The sequence below is a fragment of the Brunnivagina elsteri CCALA 953 genome (assembly GCF_002289455.1).
Classification (GTDB): domain Bacteria; phylum Cyanobacteriota; class Cyanobacteriia; order Cyanobacteriales; family Nostocaceae; genus Brunnivagina; species Brunnivagina elsteri.
Genome location: NZ_NTFS01000113.1, coordinates 1 through 16,102 on the forward strand (window position 1 = coordinate 1; position 16,102 = coordinate 16,102).

Consider the following 16,102-nt stretch of genomic DNA (forward strand, 5'->3'; position numbering starts at 1 on the left):
TCAACTACACCCCTAAATTCACAATAATATATTTTCGTGGAAAACTCCAGTTCTCAAAATGGACGAGGTTTACTACACAATATTCCCTCTAATTCCTATTTTAGCTTAGGGGTTCGTTTGGTAGTAATTTCTGGATATATGCTACAAGTCTGAAGTTTAATGGCTTTACCCTGTCCCTCCTGTTTCTGTAACCTCATACTACAGAAATAATTTTCAAAAATTTTCCTAAAAACTGCGTAAAAACTCCTCACCTTATTCGTAGAAGGGTTTAAAGAGATTGGGGAGGAATTGCCATGCATCGATGAAAGTCTATAGATTCCCGGTTAAAGCGCGATACCTGGGATATTTTACCTGTTATGCGGTACAAGCGATAAGCGAAGCTTAAGCCTTCGGCGATCGCGCAAACTTCCCAAAGCTCAAATGACCATTTACCCCTACAGTATTCTATGTATCTATGATGACAACAAAATACCAAGCATTCGAGGTGCAGCAGGAGATTCCGATGGATGATGATTTAGATTTGCATCTGCGTCAGCTAGTGTACGCAGCACAAGAATATTCCGCCAAAAGTGCGGAGCGAAGGAAAGTTCTCAATAAATTGATTGCCAAAATTCAAAGTTCGGGGAAGTTAACAAAGTTTCTAAAATATCGGTATCTTCCTGATTTTCCAGATATTTATAGCGAAGCGGAAGCAAATACCTATTTGGAAATTTGCAAAAACATCGAAAATTATCGTCCAGAGCATCCCGTGATGGCTTGGGTAAATAAAAGATTTAATTCCCGATTCATAGATGTTTTGAGGAGATATGAAAATAAGCAGCCCAAAATATTATCTCTTGATGAGTTAGATAGTTGTAATAGTAGCTCAGACAAACCTGTAAGTAGAGAATTATCAAGAGTTCAAAATGAAATCAAAGATAAATTAATTACTGAAACTGAAGATGAATTGGAAATATCAACGACTAAGAATTTCGTCGCAGATGATCCAGAGGGTATTCTACAAAACACTTATATTGGGGAAGATACAAATGCCAATTTACAGAAAGTCATGCTGATGAGGTTCTCGGAGAAAACGTGGGAAGAAATATCGCAAAAATTAGGTCATCCTGTACCCAGACTTTCCGAACTATATCAACGCAATATTAAAAAGCGTAAAATCATCGATTATTTTCGTAAATATTTACAGTAAATCTCACAGTATATCGAACATTAATTCTCAATTATTCACTCTTGCACAAACGTATTCAGGACAATTATGAACACTAACCACGAACAAACATCTTTCAGCATTCCTCTCAGTATTGAAGCTCATGCAAAGGCAAATCAACGCAGACAGGGAATATCAAATAGTGAAAATGGGAAAAAAGCCTATCTCAATACTTTAGCTGTATATGCAGTCAATTATTATCTTGATTGCATGGGTTTTGAAACTAAGGTTTCAAATGCAGATAATAGTAATCCGTGGATGTTAAGTTTAATTGATTTAGCTGATTTGGAAGTAACAAATATTGGTAAAATCGAATGTCGCCCGGTGTTGCCAGATGCGGAATATTTGGAAATTCCCACGGAGGTAAGAGCAGATAGAGTTGCTTATGTTGCGGTGCAGTTTAACCAATCTTTAAAAGAAGCCACAATTTTAGGGTTTACAACTCAAACACTAGCGAAAGTTCCTTTAAGTCAGTTGCAATCTGTAGATAATTTACTTGATTATTTAACAGCGAAGGAACAAACTGCAAAAGTCAACATTCGAGAATGGATGAAAGGAGTAATTACAGAAGGTTGGTTAAACGTGGAAGAGATATTTAACCCACGAGAACTGACTCTAAGATTTGCTAGGAATTTTAGCATTACAAAAGGTAAAAAAATTGATATAGGTTTGCAATTAAATGGTGCATCTGTTGCTTTGATTGTCAAGTTAAATCCTAAAAATAAAGAGATAATTGATGTGAAAAATCAAAATCAAGATGAAATAGATATTATTGTACAAGTTCAACCCGACTTGGAGAAAAGTGTTTGTTTACCACCTGGATTAAAGTTAGCCGTTATTGATGAAGATGGGAAGCAAGTAGATGCTGTTACTTCTCGGCAGAATGACAATTGGGTGGAGATTGAATTAAGTGCAAAATTAAATGAGGAATTTTGTGTTGAGATAATTTTAGGTGAGTCAAAAGTTACCCAAGAATTTGTTGTATGATAATTAGAAATTTATAATCAATTTCTGGTTCCTATGCTCTGCATATAAACATAAAAAAAGAGGCTTTGCCTCATGAAATACAAGAGGCAGAGCCTCTAAAATGTTATTCCCTGGCAGAGCCAGGGAACGAGGAATATAAATCAAATAAATTAAAGTGTATCACCTATGAAAAAGCTAGTTGTTCTAAAATTTGATGGTAATTTTGAATTGGGGTTTCAAGTCAATTTAGAAATCGCAAATGAAGGGCAACGCGCTTATAGAACCACTACAGGTAACTTACCGGAAAATATTAGTATTCCGCAATTATTAAATAGCTGGCACGAGATATATTGCAGTCGGTATAGTCAATTTAGGGTTAAATCTGGGGGAAGTCGTCGGGTTAATCTGGAATCTTTAAATCAAGAATGTACGAGAGAATCTATAAATTTACTTGCTAGTTTTAATCAATGGTTGAAGATAGAATCTTTTACCTCTATTGTCAATTCTCTCAAAGAACTAAATCCCCAAGATGAAATCAGAGTTATAATTACGACTTCTTGCCATGAATTACGTCAGCTACCTTGGCATTTATGGGATGTTTTAATTAATTTTCCACTGCTAGAGGTGGCTTTAAGTTCGCCAAATGCTGAACGAGGGGAAAGAGTATTACGAGACAAGATTAGAATTTTGATTATTTTGGGGGATAGTTCAAATATTGATATTGAAGCTGATAAAAAGCTGTTACATAATTTTTGTGGTGATGATGCGGAAATTGTTTTATTAAATCAACCATCACGGGAGGATTTGAATAATTATTTACAAGATGATTTGGGTTGGGATATGTTATTTTTCTCTGGACATTCCCAAACTGAGGAAACCCAGGGGAGGATTTATATAAATAATCATGATAGTTTGACGATCGCAGAATTGCGGGATGCTTTGCAAGTGGCAATTAAAAGACGCTTGCAAGTTGCATTTTTTAATTCCTGCGATGGTTTGGGGATTGCTTATGAGTTGGAACAATTGCATATTCCCCAAGTAATTGTGATGCGGGAACCTGTACCGGATATAGTTGCACAGGAGTTTTTAAAGTATTTTCTGCAAGAGTTTACTGGTGGAAAATATCTATATATTTCGGTGAGAAATGCACGATTGGAATTACAACAACTAGAGTCAGAATTTCCCTGTGCTAGTTGGCTTCCGGTAATTGTCCAAAATCAAACCGAAACTCCACCAACTTGGCAAAGTTTGGGGATAATTTCTTTTTGTCCCTATCAAGGTTTGAGTGCGTTTAAAGAAGAAAATGCCGAGTATTTTTTTGGGAGAAATAAAGCAACCGCGAGTTTAATTACTGCTGTTAATAATAGACCTTTGGTGGCTGTAGTTGGTGCTTCAGGAAGTGGGAAATCTTCGCTGGTGTTTGCTGGGTTAATTCCGCAATTGCGTGGGGATAATAATTGGTTGATTTTATCGTTTCGTCCCGGTAAAAATCCCTTTGCTGCTTTGGCTGTAGCGTTGGTTTCGGCGTTGGATTTACCGGAAGATAAGCGACGTTTGGCTGAGTTGGAATTGGATGTGAATTTGCAGGGTGATTCGGCAACTCTACAAAACTTTATCACTGACCTAACCCCCCTACCCCCCTTCCCTCGTAGGGAAGGGGGAAATATGCTCCCCTCCCCTCGCAGGGGAGGGGTTGGGGGAGAGGTCACGCGAATACTGTTGATTGCTGACCAATTTGAGGAAATTTATACTCTGTGTACGGATGCGGAAGAACGCAAAATTTTCTTGGATGGTTTGCTACAAGCGGTTAATAATGCACCATTTTTCACCTTATTACTCACCTTGCGGGCGGATTTTTTATCTAGGGCGTTGGATGATTATGAGCCTTTTGGGCGGGCTTTGCAACAGTATCAACTAGAACCTGTGGTGCGGATGAATCGGGAGGAGTTGGAAGCAGCCATTACACTCCCCGCGAGACAATTGGGTTTTGAGTTTGAGGAGGGTTTGTGTAATACCATAATTGATGATATCCAAGATGGGGATGGGCGTTTACCGTTGTTGGAATTTACCCTGACTCAGTTGTGGAAGCAACAATATGCGGGAAGGTTGACCCATCAAGCATATAAGAAAATTGGCGGGGTGGAGCAAGCATTGGCGAATTATGCGGAGATGGTTTATGCAGACTTGAGCGAGGGGGAACGGGAAAAAGCCCAACGAGTGTTTATTCAGTTAGTGCAACCGGGGGAAGGTACGGAAGATACCCGCAGGTTGGCGACGAGTGAAGAAGTGGGGGGAGAGAATTGGGATTTGGTGACGCGGTTGGCTGACAAGCGGTTAGTGGTGACGAACCGGGATGAGTTGAGTCATGAGGAAACGGTGGAAGTCGTCCACGAGGCTTTGATTCGCCATTGGGGACGGTTGCGGGGATGGATGCAGGAGAACCGCAAATTTCGCATTTGGCAACAAGGGTTGATGGTTGCGTTGCAGCAATGGGTGGAGAGTGGTAAGGATGAGGGGGCTTTGTTGCGGGGTGCGACTTTGGCTGTGGCGGAGGATTGGTTGCAGCAGCGGGGTGGGGAGGTGAGTAAACCGCAGCGATGGTTTATTGAGAAGAGTGTGGAGTTGCGGGAGAGGGAGAGGAAGCAGAAGGAGAGGTTGCGGAGGAGTATTATTGCTGGGTTGGTTTCTGCTTTGTTGGTGATTTCGGGATTTGCTGCCGTGAGTGAGATTCGCAGAATTAATTCGGAAGTGAGTCAATTAAGTTTAAGTTCAGAAAAATATTTTCAACAAAATGACCAAGAGGAGGCGTTAACGGAAGTTATCAAAGCTGGAAAACTACTCAAAAGTTTTTGGAAACCTTGGATAACATCAGAAAATCGAATGCAGGCTATATCTACATTGCGGGAGGTAGTCTCTCTGTTTAACGTTAAAACCCTTAAAGGGTATACAGACCCTGTTGAAAGTGTCAGCTTTAGCCCAGATGGCAAAATTCTTGCTTTTGCATCTAGTGACAAAACGGTGAAACTGTGGGATGTCAAAACTGGTCGGGAAGTTAACACCCTTCAAGGACATGCATCCTATGTTTGGAGTGTCAGCTTTAGCCCAGATAGCAAAACCCTTGCCTCCGCATCACACGACAAAACAGTGAAACTGTGGGATGTCAAAACTGGTCGGGAAGTTAACACTCTTCAAGGACATACATCCAATGTTTGGAGTGTTAGCTTTAGCCCAGATGGCAAAACCCTTGCTTCCGCATCTAGTGACAGCACAGTGAAACTGTGGGATGTTAAAACTGGTCGGGAAGTTAACACTCTTCAAGGGCATACAAATGATGTTAAGAGCGTCAGCTTTAGTCCAAATGGTACAACCCTTGCTTCCGCGTCTTGGGACAAAACGTTGAAACTGTGGGATGTCAAAACTGGTCGGGAAATTAACACCCTTAAAGGTCATACAGAGGCTGTTTATAGCGTCAGCTTTAGCCCGGATGGCAAAATCCTTGCTTCTGCGTCTTGGGACAAAACGTTGAAACTGTGGGATGTCAAAACTAGTAGGGAAGTTAACACCCTTAAAGGTCATACAGCCAATGTTGATAGCGTCAATTTTAGTCCGGATGGCAAAATCCTTGCTTCTGCATCTAGAGACGATACAGTGAAACTGTGGGATGTCAAAACTGGTCGGGAAGTTAACACCCTTAAAGGTCATACAGACGAAGTTAAGAGCGTCAGCTTTAGCCCAGATGGCAAAACCCTTGCTTCCGCATCTGGTGACAAAACGGTGAAACTGTGGGATATCAATCCTAGTAGGGAAGTTAACACCCTTCAAGGACATGCATCCTATGTTTGGAGTGTCAATTTTAGTCCGGATGGCAAAACCCTTGCTTCTGCATCTTGGGACAAAGCGGTGAAACTGTGGGATGTCAAAACTGGTCGGGAAATTAACACCCTTCAAGGGCATACAGAGGCTGTTTATAGCGTCAGCTTTAGCCCGGATGGCAAAATCCTTGCTTCTGCATCTAGTGACAAAACGGTGAAACTGTGGGATGTCAAAACTGGTCAAGAGGTTAACACCCTTCAAGGGCATACAGAGGGTGTTGATAGCGTCAGCTTTAGTCAAGATGGCAAAATCCTTGCTTCCGCATCTAGTGACAACACAGTGAAACTGTGGGATGTCAAAACTGGTCTGGAAGTTAACACCCTTAAAGGTCATACATCCTATGTTAGGAGCGTCAGCTTTAGTCCGGATGGCAAAACTCTGGCTTCCGCATCTTGGGACAACACAGTGAAACTGTGGGATACCAACAGTAATACGGAAATTCAAACTCTTAAGGGGCACACAGGCTTAGTTCATAGCGTCAGCTTTAGCCCAGATGGCAAAACCCTTGCTTCCGCATCTAGTGACAGCACAGTGAAACTGTGGAATATCAACAATTACCAGGAAGTTAAAACTCTTAAAGGGTACAAACGCTTAGTTGATAGCGCCAGTTTTAGTCCAGATGGCAAAATCCTTGCTTCCGCATCAGGCGACAGGGTAAAACTGTGGGATATCAACAGTGGTAGGGAAATTACAACCCTTCAAGAGCATACTGACTCTGTTAGGAGCGTCAGCTTTAGCCCAGATGGCAAAATTATTGCTTCTGCGTCCAGTGACAAAACGATAATTTTGTGGAATTTTGATTTAGATAATTTGTTGGTGCGGGGGTGTGGCTTGATACACTACTACCTGCAAAATAACCCCGATGTCAGCCCAGAAGATAGACATTTGTGTGACAACATCAAAAATAATTCGTAATTCGTAATTTGTAATACCGCTAGGGGAGGCGATTTTCTAAATGGGTAAATTTGCTTGATGTTGGTTAGGTGATTCCTACGGAAAGTTGACGCGATCGCTTGTTCCGTAAGGCTTGGTTGGGAAGTGCGATGCTTTTACAGTATGGTTTGGTTGAGAAATGCGATCGCTTGTTCCGTAAGGCTTGGTTGAGTAGTGCGATCGCTTGTATAGTAAGGCTTGGTTGAGAAATGCGATCGCTTGTATAGTAAGGCTTGGTTGAGAAGTGCGATCGCTTGTATAGTAAGGCTTGGTTGGGAAGTGCGATCGCTTTACAGTATCGTTTGGTTGAGAAGTGCGATCGCTTTATGGTACGGGTTAAATTCAAAGTGCGATCGCTTTACGGTAAGGGTTAAATTAGAAGTGCGATCGCTTTACGGTAAGGGTTAAATTAGAAGTGCGATCGCTTTGCAGTACGGGTTAAATTAGAAATGCGATCGCTTTGCAGCAAGGGTTAAATTAGAAATGCGATCGCTTTACGGTAAGGCTTGGTTGAGAAGTGCAAAGCTTGCGCGACGTAAGTTGTTCGCTTGTATAGTACATGTTAAATTAGAAGTGCGATCGCATCTCAAAAAACCAGCCATCAACATAATGCGATCGCTAACGATTTGGTTCTTGTGACTAACAATCACAGAGATTTCGAGAAAATCGAAGATTTAGAGATTAAAGACTGGAGTCAGACATAAAAGCGTTTAATTTTGCATTGCTCATAAAACTTGCGATCGCCGCGACTAATCATCTGGAAACGGTGCGTTTCGGTGCGATCGCTCTCATCAACGAATCTACTGTTTTTGTCTGTTGGTGCTGGTGTGCGATCGCATGATATCAAGGAATCTGCTGTTTTTATCTGTTGGTGCTGGTGTGCGATCGCATGATACTCAAAAAATCTACTGTTTTTGCCTGTTGGTAATGGTGTGCGATCGCTCTCATCAAGGAATCCACTGTTTTGAACTGTTGGTGCTGGTGTGCGATCGCATGATATCAATGAATCTGCTGTTTTTTTGTCTGTTGGTAATGGTGTGCGATCGCATGATATCAAAGAATCTGCTGTTTTTTGTCTGTTGGTAATGGTGTGCGATCATTCTCATCAAGGAATCTGCTGTTTTGAACTGTTGGTGTTGGTATGCGATCGCTCTCATCAAGGAATCCACTGTTTTGAACTGTTGGTGCTGGTGTGCGATCGCATGATATCAATGAATCTGCTGTTTTTATCTGTTGGTGTTGGTGTGCGATCGCATGATATCAAAGAATCTGCTGTTTTTTGTCTGTTGATAATGGTGTGCGATCGCAACATCGATTGATTTATTCACGATTTTTATTGTAGCCGTCACACACACTAAAAAAGCATCATATTATTCTTCGACAAAATCAAAATAAATCTTTTATAAACTGCGTAATTGCACTTAAATAAATTCGTATCTTCCTATGAAGGGGTTCAGACAATATAACTGACCTAAAAAACAATACCTCGACATTATTCATAGGAGATACATCATCATGAAAGCATGGAAATTGGCACTTACAATCCTAGTCTTCGGAACTTCAGTTTACCTTCCTAAAGCACAAGCTATTAGCACATTAAAAGCCCAAACTAATCAATCTGAATCAACATCTTTAGTATCGGCTAATAACAACCAGATAACAACAAAACAACCTACCATAATTGCACTGAATGATACCTATCGGGGACAAAATCAGGACTTTGAAATTCAAATGCCAGGTTCTATTATAGACAATCAAGCTAGGAAATTAATGTCATGGAGCGATACAAGTCAAACGGGTGCAGCTCTTTTAGAAAGACGAAGAATGACGTTTAGATAGCCATTGTGACCGTGGGAGCAGTAGTAGAACAGCGAGCTTGAATCACTCGCTTCATTAAAGGAATGCCGTTTTTATAGAAGCAAGAGTGATTGCGTTGATGTTCTTGCTTTAAATGGAAGCGCCAATACTCATCCCAGTCACCACTAATGTAGAGGGAACGAAGCCGTAAAACAGCTTCCGCACCTTCAAGGCTCCAGCGAGCGCCTGTAATATCCATTCGATCTTTAATAAGATGGCGACAAGCGCCTTCAATGACTCCAGTCGCAATCGGCAGCCCAGCTTTCAAGTAATCATCGTATTTAAGGTAAGCACTGTTATTAAGCAAATATCTGGCACAGACATCGACTGATTTTCGTTCTGATGGAGTAAGTTTGCGTAGAGTGGCGCTGCGACGCATACCAGCAGCAACAAAGCTCGACTTGCCTTCTAGGATAAGCAGCAAACGTTTGCTTACCCAAGCTTCTGCCTCTTTACTGGTATTCTCATAGAAGGCAAACGCAGCTTTCCACAAATACTCAATCACGTGAATAATGTCTAGGACGATGGTTAACTTGAGATTGTGTTGACGAGCGAATTTATTCAACAGTGACAATTGTGTCTTATTACCATCGACTAGGGCACAAAAGTGCTTTTGTTGATTGGGGTCGCGGTGTAATGCTTCATCAAATGCTTCTTTTAGGACTTGTTCAGGCTCTTTAACTAGGCTTGCCCAAACACGCTTACCTTGTGGTCGAGGTCGTTTGAGATTTTCTTTATCTTCTTCTGGGTTGACAATTTGTTGAGCAGTACGGACAAATGGGTTAATAGTATAAACTGAAGCCACCGTTGCCATTCGCTTTGAGTTGCGTTTTTCTCCCTTGGTCAATCGTTTATTTAACTTTTTGTTTGAAGCAAGCGCCCTTTTTTGGGTCTCAGCACGTAAATCTTCTGTACGCATAACAACACCCTTTCCGTCTGCACTGATTACCACAATTTCTCCGGTTTCCTCCAGTTCCTTTGACTGTGCTTGTTGTTCGCTATAGAAATCATCAAAATCGCAAGCACTATGGCGAGCCAAGTCTTCTACTTGACGCTTACCTATCTCAACTGGCATCGCTTTCTTGATTATTTCTCTTGTCTCACCAAAACCCGAACGTGCCGCTTCCACTGCTATTCGTTGCCTAATTCCGTGGGAATATTTAGATTCTGGTAGGTTTAATTCCGCATCCAATGGATTCAGAGAAGTTGTTTTTCTTCCTCCGTAGCCAATTCGATTGACTGTCACTGTGCCAAATATTGTTGCCAGTGTCCGGGAAAATCTCTTTTTGTGGGTTCTTTTAGCTAAGTCACTCCCCAAAAACTCCCCCTCTATTTCATCATTACTACGTCTGTTTAAATAGCCTTGCAACAGTCGTCTTAATAGTTCGTTTCCGTTATCCAGGAGTTTGTTCTCTAATTCTCCATGCTCTAAACCGCAAACACTATCCTCACTTAACCAGTTCACCATTTCTTCAAATAGCTCTCGTGCTTCCGAGAAAAACATATCTTCTTTTGAGGTAGATGCTTTCATATGTCTCGATTATCTCCCAATAGATGCTTATTTGGAAACCTCGTCAGCAATACATGATTATTTGCTCAAAATACTACTCTGACCAGCTTATCATCTTTATTCTTCCAAAGTATAGCGTACTTCCAAAAGAGCCACACCCAATTGACCACAATAATGGTTCATGTATTTCAATACCATTTTGCTCCCAGTCCTCATAACAAATTGGACACCAAGCCTTCTTTTTGCGTAATAAACATCTAGAAGCTAACACCGAAGACCAAGTTAATAATGTTAAAAACTTCAAATCATGTATTTGAGTTAATTCCGAGAGAATTAATAATGGCTCAATCGCCATATTACCAATACCATTCCAAGCAGATGTACGAGTAAAAAACACACGAAAAAATAACTTAGATAATCCCCGATAACGATTATCCTTTGATTGGTATATTAGCGGAGCCACTTCTTGTGCCAAAAAAAGTCGCAGGAGCAATAACAGTCGTGTTTGTTCCACCGTTTTCGACATTTTGGTTCACGTTGGGAACGTGATTATTATGACCACCATTGTGATGGTTATCCGGTGGTTTCGGATTTGTATTGCCGTGGGAACCATAAATCGCGGTATTGCTCGCATCACAACGAGGATCGACAGATTCATTGTAATTTCTGGCTTCACAATTAATTAACTGATTTAATGTGCCAGTTGGATTAATCGTCAAGTTACTTCCGTTAACGAAAGTATCTGGTTAATTTCTTGGTTGACGGTTTGAGCAAGGACTGGATTTCCAACAAGTAAAGCACTCGCAGAAAAGCCAAGCAGACCAATTGCAGCAAATTTGTTGAATAACATAATACCCTCCTATTAATTAAGTATTATGACTGTATAGGAAGTAGATTACTGACTTACCAATACTTGATAAAATACGAAATATCAAACCTCAAAATCTCTCATGGGTTTACACCCAATCGATTGTATACAAACTAATTTTTGACATAGTTCTTCTAAATCCTCCTCTTGTTTTTCGATAATTATTTGTGCTAGACCTTTTAAAAATTGAATATTACATTCACTGACATCATCGATCGCACTATCTGGTGCTAATTTATCAGTTTGAAAACGATAGTAATATTTCTGACATAATTCTGAAGGTAATAATTCTTTTAACTGGTAATTGACCGCATCAGCAACACCATCAAAAATAATATCCAGTAGGGATTGTGACCATTGAACCATTCCCCAATCTTTAATCTCTTCATAGCATAATTTGCGAGTCAATTCTCCTGTCCCAATAGAGACAAGTAAAAAATCTGTTGCATCTGGATAGAGATTTTTGGCTTCACTATAGGCACACATCGCAGGATTGTTGGCAAAAACACCTCCATCAATAAGTACTAGATTTGGAGATGCTGGCTCATTTACTTCTAGTTTCAATGGTGCAAAATAACCTGGAACAGCAGAAGTAGCTCTGGCAACTTTTGCCATTGGAAAGTCATAAAGATTTGGTTTTATTTGAGCTTGATGACGTTTAAAAAAATAGGGAGATGATTTTTCAACATCATAACTGGCTATTAAAACCTCTTGAAGAGCTTCGCTTAAACGTGCTTCCTCAAAGTATGTTTTCAGAAACTTTTCAATCCCATCCGATGGATATTTTGGTTTCAATGGTGAAGGTATTTCTTCTGGATTGAAGAAAATATTTTTTCCTTCTTGTTCGTACAATTCAATTAGTCTTTTAGCTGAATATTCAGGTGTACCATCAGGCAGTGGTTTTGTTAGAGCCAAAGCCAATAACCCTCCGGTGGAAATCCCTGCAATAATGTCAAATAATTCTGCGATCGCTTTCCCGGTTTTTTCTTCTATGACTGACAGAATTATGGCTGGAATAATGCCGCGAATACCACCACCATCAATGGACAAAATTTTGATAAACCTCGTCTACTTTGAGAACTGTAGTTTTCCACAAAGACCTTGAGATTGCTACCCTGCGGGTAGCCACTTTGTGTCTACCTTACGTCGCAATGACGGATTTGAATCTTAAAAAAAACTCCGGGTTTCATCATGGACGAGGTTTAGTACACATTTGCTTTCCCTCCTAAAGTGGGGTGTTTTAAGCAAGTCGTAAATCTAATCTAGTTTTTCTTGTCACTTGAACCTCTCTTTGTCACCCTGGTAATTTAGTCTAAGTTATCAGTCTCTATTTGAAATTTAAGCGTTGCTGAATATTAGGTATAAACTTGTCTCATGCAGAGGTGCAGATAGTCAGAAGTTTAAAATATCTGATTTTTAATTTCATACTTCAATTCAACAATACCGAAATTAATGTATCCCTTGATAAACATTTTTTGGCTTGATAACTTGTATTATTTATTACCTGCCTATAATTTTAAGCTAAAACATAAATATGAGGATTTTGTGAGCATGTCTAATTTTTTACAAAGAATCTTCTGAAGACTTACTCAACTGGCACAGATCAGCCTCGATATTCAGCAGACTTGCTTTTGAGACTAAAAATAAGTAAAAAACTTGCAAAACGAAAGATTATAGGCTTCGCGTTTAGCAAGACTTAAGTGTTAGTTGCGTAAGTCCAGATTAAGTTCTAAACTTTCCTTGTAGTTAGAGGAACAAATTCATGTTAAGTGCTGTGGAAACCATAAGCATCTTCCAAAAGCAAACCGAGCCTAAAGTATTTGCATCTGGTGAAGTCATTTTTGAGGAAGGACAACCTGGAGATGTGATGTACGGTGTTCTGGAAGGAGAAGTTAAAATCTCCGTTAATGGCAAGGTTATTGAGACGATTAAAGCCGGAGATGTCTTTGGTACTGGTGCCCTTATCGGCATAAATAATAGAACTTATACTGCAACCGCTAAAACTGACTGCAAACTGGCTTTTCTCGATGAGCAACGCTTTTTGTTTGCTGTTCAAGAAACACCGATGTTTGCCCTGGAAGTAATGCGAAGCTACTCCCAACGCTTAAGTAACTTGGAACATCAGTTATAAAAAGTAGCAACGTCAAATTGGATGTGGTTTTGCAAAATGCCCGTTGAGATTTACTTTTGCGCTCGCATACTCTTGCAATTTAATCTTGACAGGCTCAACTTTCCAGATATCTTGGCAGTATTCGCGAATGGCACGGTCAGAAGAAAATTTACCTATCCGCGCTACATTCAAAATTGACATCCGCGTCCAGTAATCTGGATTGCGGTATGCTTGGCTAACTCGCTCCTGACAATCAATGTAGGATTGATAATCTGCTAATAACAAATATTCATCCCAATTGAGGAGAGTATCCAGCAATGGTCTAAAAAGATTGCAGTCACCCTGAGAAAAGTAGCCTTCGGCAATGCGATTGATAACGAGGTGCAGTTCGGAATTATTTTGATAGTAATACCAAGGGTTGTAACCACTAGCTTTTAAAGCAGACACTTCTTCAGTTTTTAATCCAAACAAAAAGAAATTTTCAACCCCTACTTCTTCACGAATCTCAATATTTGCGCCATCGAGTGTGCCGATAGTTAATGCACCATTCATGGCAAATTTCATATTACCTGTACCCGAAGCTTCTTTGCCTGCTAAGGAAATTTGCTCGGACAAGTCTGCCGCAGGACAAATTCTTTGAGCCAACTTAACATTATAGTCTTTAAGAAAAACTATCTTAATGCGTCCTTGTATATCGGGGTCGTTGTTTACGACCTCGGCGACAGAGTGGATTAACTTAATAATTAACTTTGCCATGTAATAGCTAGGAGCAGCTTTGCCAGCAAAAATGAATGTCCGGGGTATGAGATTAATGTCTGGGTTTGCCTTGATGCGGTTATACAGGGTGATGATGTGGAGTATATTTAAGTGCTGCCGCTTATACTCGTGAATTCGTTTTGTGTGGATATCAAAAAGTGAGTGGTTATTGACGATTATACCATTTTCTTTGTAAATGTAGGCAGCTAAATCTTCTTTGATTGATTGTTTAATTTGGCACCATTCCTGACGAAATCCTGGGTCGTCAATAAAGGCTTCTAGGTTTCTTAAATCTTCTAAATGCGTAGTCCAATTGTCTCCAATTTTGCTGGTTATTAAATTAGTTAATCTTGGATTGCTAAGAACAATAAAACGGCGCGGGGTCACACCATTAGTTTTATTGCTAAACTTTTCTGGAGAAAATTTGTAGAAATCGGGTAATATCTGTTTCTTTAAAAGTTCCGTATGTAATGCTGCGACTCCGTTAATTGCATGACTTCCCACACAAGCTAAGTGTGCCATGCGAATATATCGCTCTCCACTTTCATCGATTAGCGACATTCGTCGTAATATTTCGCCATCATTGGGATACTTGGCGCGAACTTGATTGAGAAAACGGCGATTAATTTCATAGATAATTTCTAAATGCCTGGGTAGCAAGTAAGCAAATAAACCAATTGACCAACGTTCTAAGGCTTCTGGCAATAGGGTGTGATTGGTGTAGGCAAAGGTCTTTTGGGTAACGTTCCATGCTTGTTCCCACTCCATGCTATGCTCGTCCACTAGCAACCGCATTAGCTCTGGCACTGCGATCGCGGGATGGGTATCATTTAATTGCAGGGCAAATTTTTCGTGTAGTGTTTCTACCTTGTCTCCTCTGTAGCGATGAATGCGGATAATATCTTGCAGCGAACACGAGACAAAGAAATATTGTTGTTCTAGACGTAGTTGCTTACCTTGAAACGGTTCGTCGTTGGGGTAAAGAACTTTAGAGAGGTTTTCTGAGAATATCTTTTCGTGAACCGCACCAAAGTAGTCACCAGAGTTAAACGCAGCAAAATCAAAGGATTCAATTGCCTTTGCCGTCCACAAACGTAAAGTATTAGCAGTATTGGTTTTATATCCCAAAATCGGCGTATCGTAGGGAACACCCTTGATTACCTTGTCAGGAATCCACTTTATTCGATAGCGACCCTGTTTATCGATGCTAGTTTGAGTAAAACCCCCTAGCTTTACCTCTACAGCCCATTCTGGGTGCCCAATTTCCCAAGGATTTCCATAGCGCAACCAATGGTCGGTAATTTCCACCTGCCACCCAAAGCGAATTTCCTGGTCAAAAATTCCATACTCGTAACGAATACCGTAACCAATCGCTGGAATTTCTAAAGCTGCTAGCGAATTTAGATAACAAGATGCAAGTCGTCCCAAACCGCCATTACCTAGTCCGGGTTCTTCTTCCTCTTCTAGCAGGGTTTCCAAATCCAACCCTAGTTCGCTAACAGCCTGTTGTACTTGGTCGTAAATGCCTAAATTCAGCAAATTGTTGCCCAAATGTGGTCCGGTCAGAAATTCTGCCGATAGGTAACCAACCGTTCTTACGTTTGTTTTTGCATAGGTTTCAGTTGTACTAATCCAGCGTTGGAGCAAGCGATCGCGCACCGTATATGCCAGTGCCATGTAGTGGTCGTGAGAAGTGGCTATTTCTGGAAATTTGCCCTGTATGTAAAACAGATTATCGAGAAATGCTCGTTTTAAAGTTTCTACACTCAAACCAGTGCGGTCATCTTCTACCTGTACCAGGATTTTTTGATTTTGCATAAGTTCTGTTTGCTTTTTGATTATGTTTTAGCAAAGCTTTAAGCCACTAGAAAATACAACGTCCTATTTGAATGGTAAGTTTGTATTGTATTTTCTACGGAAATTTCTAATACTTGAGAGATGCAGTCTAATGAATAACTTAAAATTGCTTATATTATATATTAAGTTTTTTAAATATTTCCGATCTGAGAAATATAGATAAGT

Annotated in this window: 15 protein-coding genes; 7 read left to right on the forward strand and 8 right to left on the reverse strand. The window is 40.3% G+C overall.

Annotation, left to right across the window (positions count from 1 at the left end):
• Window positions 1-454 precede the first annotated feature (454 nt).
• The 3 genes from CK510_RS12200 to CK510_RS12210 all read left to right on the forward strand — a co-directional run bounded on the left by CK510_RS12200 (window position 455) and on the right by CK510_RS12210 (window position 6,961).
• Window positions 455-1,189 carry a sigma-70 RNA polymerase sigma factor region 4 domain-containing protein gene (locus CK510_RS12200; RefSeq protein WP_245912098.1) on the forward strand — a complete coding sequence of 245 codons (735 nt, stop codon included), beginning with the start codon at window positions 455-457 and terminating at the stop codon, window positions 1,187-1,189.
• A 66-nt stretch (window positions 1,190-1,255) separates the two neighbouring features.
• A complete protein-coding gene (locus tag CK510_RS12205) occupies window positions 1,256-2,194 on the forward strand; it encodes a DUF1822 family protein (RefSeq protein WP_095721964.1) in 939 nt (312 codons plus the stop codon).
• Between the two features lie 165 nt (window positions 2,195-2,359).
• Window positions 2,360-6,961, forward strand: coding sequence for an nSTAND1 domain-containing NTPase (locus CK510_RS12210; protein ID WP_095721965.1), 4,602 nt, complete (start codon window positions 2,360-2,362; stop codon window positions 6,959-6,961).
• Window positions 6,962-7,025: 64 nt separating this feature from the next.
• Here the strand turns inward: CK510_RS12210 and CK510_RS30970 are convergent, their stop codons facing one another.
• Window positions 7,026-7,325 (reverse strand): hypothetical protein, encoded by a 300-nt coding sequence (locus CK510_RS30970; protein ID WP_143289281.1) that lies wholly within the window; start codon window positions 7,323-7,325, stop codon window positions 7,026-7,028.
• Window positions 7,326-7,462: 137 nt separating this feature from the next.
• Here CK510_RS30970 and CK510_RS31720 point away from each other — a divergent pair, with 137 nt between their 5' ends.
• Window positions 7,463-7,618 carry a hypothetical protein gene (locus CK510_RS31720; protein WP_158224893.1) on the forward strand — a complete coding sequence of 52 codons (156 nt, stop codon included), beginning with the start codon at window positions 7,463-7,465 and terminating at the stop codon, window positions 7,616-7,618.
• A gap of 55 nt (window positions 7,619-7,673) precedes the next feature.
• Here CK510_RS31720 and CK510_RS12220 read toward each other — a convergent pair whose 3' ends face one another.
• Entirely contained in the window at window positions 7,674-7,982 is a 309-nt protein-coding gene (locus CK510_RS12220; RefSeq protein WP_143289282.1) for a hypothetical protein, read from the reverse strand.
• On the opposite strand from CK510_RS12220, the gene CK510_RS30975 reads away from it, so the two are divergent.
• Together CK510_RS30975 and CK510_RS12225 are read left to right on the forward strand one after the other, a co-directional pair.
• Window positions 7,963-8,298, forward strand: coding sequence for a hypothetical protein (locus CK510_RS30975; protein ID WP_143289283.1), 336 nt, complete (start codon window positions 7,963-7,965; stop codon window positions 8,296-8,298). The genes CK510_RS12220 and CK510_RS30975 overlap by 20 nt on opposite strands.
• Before the next feature lie 196 nt (window positions 8,299-8,494).
• Complete coding sequence (locus CK510_RS12225; RefSeq protein ID WP_095721967.1) at window positions 8,495-8,818, forward strand: hypothetical protein; 324 nt, start codon at window positions 8,495-8,497, stop codon at window positions 8,816-8,818.
• Here the strand turns inward: CK510_RS12225 and CK510_RS12230 are convergent.
• From CK510_RS12230 to CK510_RS12245, 5 genes are all read right to left on the reverse strand, one after another.
• Window positions 8,811-10,367 (reverse strand): ISKra4 family transposase, encoded by a 1,557-nt coding sequence (locus CK510_RS12230; protein ID WP_095721968.1) that lies wholly within the window; start codon window positions 10,365-10,367, stop codon window positions 8,811-8,813. The two genes, CK510_RS12225 and CK510_RS12230, sit on opposite strands and share 8 nt — an antisense overlap.
• A gap of 73 nt (window positions 10,368-10,440) precedes the next feature.
• The gene (locus CK510_RS31725) at window positions 10,441-10,809 is read right to left on the reverse strand and encodes a hypothetical protein (RefSeq protein WP_158224894.1); all 369 of its coding nucleotides are present in this window, start codon (window positions 10,807-10,809) and stop codon (window positions 10,441-10,443) included.
• Window positions 10,778-11,065, reverse strand: coding sequence for a hypothetical protein (locus CK510_RS12240; protein ID WP_095721970.1), 288 nt, complete (start codon window positions 11,063-11,065; stop codon window positions 10,778-10,780). Before CK510_RS12240 ends, CK510_RS31725 begins: the two co-directional genes overlap by 32 nt.
• Window positions 11,062-11,196 carry a hypothetical protein gene (locus tag CK510_RS33945; RefSeq protein ID WP_281257011.1) on the reverse strand — a complete coding sequence of 45 codons (135 nt, stop codon included), beginning with the start codon at window positions 11,194-11,196 and terminating at the stop codon, window positions 11,062-11,064. The genes CK510_RS12240 and CK510_RS33945 overlap by 4 nt, the downstream gene beginning before the upstream one ends.
• An 81-nt stretch (window positions 11,197-11,277) precedes the next feature.
• Complete coding sequence (locus tag CK510_RS12245; protein WP_211293179.1) at window positions 11,278-12,264, reverse strand: patatin-like phospholipase family protein; 987 nt, start codon at window positions 12,262-12,264, stop codon at window positions 11,278-11,280.
• 712 nt (window positions 12,265-12,976) lie between these two features.
• On the opposite strand from CK510_RS12245, the gene CK510_RS12250 reads away from it, so the two are divergent.
• Complete coding sequence (locus CK510_RS12250) at window positions 12,977-13,345, forward strand: Crp/Fnr family transcriptional regulator (protein WP_095721972.1); 369 nt, start codon at window positions 12,977-12,979, stop codon at window positions 13,343-13,345.
• Between the two features lie 12 nt (window positions 13,346-13,357).
• Here CK510_RS12250 and CK510_RS12255 read toward each other — a convergent pair whose 3' ends face one another.
• Window positions 13,358-15,898, reverse strand: coding sequence for a glycogen/starch/alpha-glucan phosphorylase (locus tag CK510_RS12255; protein ID WP_095721973.1), 2,541 nt, complete (start codon window positions 15,896-15,898; stop codon window positions 13,358-13,360).
• Window positions 15,899-16,102: the final 204 nt, after the last annotated feature.